Origin of the sequence: Microcoleus sp. OTE_8_concoct_300 (assembly GCF_031383065.1) — a bacterium.
Classification (GTDB): domain Bacteria; phylum Cyanobacteriota; class Cyanobacteriia; order Cyanobacteriales; family Microcoleaceae; genus Microcoleus.
In genome coordinates this window covers 1-2,023 of record NZ_JANMZH010000293.1, presented here as the reverse complement: position 1 = coordinate 2,023, position 2,023 = coordinate 1, and the positions used below count along the sequence as shown (strand labels likewise).

At 47.8% G+C, this 2,023-nt stretch carries 1 protein-coding gene and 1 pseudogene; one reads left to right on the top strand and one right to left on the bottom strand.

The window, feature by feature from the left end; all coding sequences use genetic code 11:
• A partial coding sequence (locus tag ACUVJL_RS13655; protein WP_445246342.1) for a DNA repair helicase XPB occupies nt 1-1,675 on the top strand: 1,675 nt, incomplete at its 5' end.
• A gap of 120 nt (nt 1,676-1,795) precedes the next feature.
• Here ACUVJL_RS13655 and ACUVJL_RS13650 read toward each other — a convergent pair.
• Nucleotides 1,796-2,023 (bottom strand): annotated as a pseudogene (locus ACUVJL_RS13650) (peptidase M15); the annotation flags it as partial.

The window sequence follows — 2,023 nt, the reverse complement described above, 5'->3', positions numbered from 1 at the left end:
TCCCGAAAATGCTTTGATCGTGCAAAGCGATCGATCGATCTTACTAGAAGTTCACGCCCCCACAGCACAACAGGCGCGAGAAGCGATCGCCCCCTTTGCCGAATTAATTAAAAGTCCCGAACACATCCACACCTATCGCATCACGCCCCTCAGCGTGTGGAATGCACGGGCGGCGGGAATGCCAGTTGAAGACGCGATCTCCGCTTTGCGAAAGTATGCCAAGTATCCCATTCCTGAGTCGGTAGCGCAGGAAATTGAACTGTTGGGGGCGCGGTATGGATTAACTGTAATTGAAAGAATCGATGCGCGTCGCCCCGATTTACAACTGCGAATTGCCGATTTGCCCCTAGCGGAATTGCTGGTACGGGACGATCGCGTCAAACCAATGTTGGGCAAGCGCATCTCGGATCTTTGCTTTCAAGTCGATGCCGGCAATCGCGGCGTACTCAAGCAAGCTTTACTAGCGGTGGGCTATCCGGCAGAAGATTTGGCTGGATATGTCGAGGGTGCCGAATTAGGGATTTCTTTGCGCGATCGTACTTTAGGGGACTTGCCCTTTAATTTGCGTGCTTATCAACAAGAAGCAGCAGAGGCATTCTATCAGGACGGGGAGGTAAAAGGTGGAAGTGGGACGATCGTCCTACCGTGCGGGGCTGGTAAAACCATAGTCGGGATGTTAGCGATGAGTTTGGTAAAGCAAAAGACACTCATCCTCACCAGCAGTTTGACTTCTGTGCACCAGTGGCGCAGGGAAATATTAGACAAAACGAGTTTAACTGAGGATGCGATCGCTGAGTACAGCAGTGTTACCAAACAGACTGCTGCTGTCACCCTATCGACTTACCAAATGCTAAGTTATCGATCGAATAAAGATGATGAATTCCCGCATTTCGAGTTGTTTAACGCCCAATCGTGGGGACTGATTATTTATGATGAAGTCCATCTATTACCTGCACCGATATTTCGGATCACCGCTGAATTACAAGCACGACGCAGGTTAGGTTTAACTGCGACATTGATTCGCGAAGACGGGAAAGAAGGCGATGTATTCACGTTGATTGGGCCCAAGCGCTATGACGTACCTTGGCGCGAATTGGAAGGACAGGGATTTATTGCCACTGCCAATTGTACGGAAATCCGCGTCGCCCAAAATGAGGCGGAAAAAATGGAATATGCCCTAGCGCCCCGCCGCAGCCAGTTTCGGATTGCTGCGGAAAATCCGGGTAAGTTGGATGTGGTGCAAGGTTTATTGCAAAAGGAGGCGGGACACCGTATTTTAATTATTGGTGAGTATCTCGAACAGTTGGATGCGATCGCCAAAATTACCGAATTGCCTCTGATTACGGGGAAGACAAAACAGGCAGAGCGCGATCGGTTATACGAAGCATTCCGTCACAAAGAGATTCCCGGATTAATTCTATCTCGCGTGGGCAATTTTGCCGTCGATTTACCCGATGCCGATGTTTTAATTCAAGTATCGGGAAAGTATGGTTCTCGCCAAGAAGAAGCGCAGCGCCTGGGACGGATTCTCCGCCCGAAATCCGATGGACACACTGCTAGTTTTTATACATTAGTATCGCTACAAACTTGTGAGGAAGATTTTGCCCGACACCGCCAACTATTCCTCACCGAACAGGGCTACAACTATCGCATAGAAGTTCAAAAAGATGTTTAGTCAGCGATCGATAAATTCTTGGTAAAACTGCTCATGCAAACCTAAGAAATTATCCATCCCCTCCTTTGTCAGATACCCGCTCTTCTTACCAGTGTGCGGATTTTTTACGTAGCTATAAATTTATTTTGAAACCTTAGGATTCTCGCTCCACCTAATGTTGAACGCTGCATAGTTTGGGAAAAAGGTCATTGCTGCATAAGCATCAATGTGGTCATGTATCCACCATGCCAATGCTGTCCAATCTTGAGTGCGATCGTAGTAAGGGATGAATGATGTAACAACAATACATACTGTTGCTCCCATATACCCATCTGAATCTTTTACGTCCCAGATATGTTCTGCATAGTT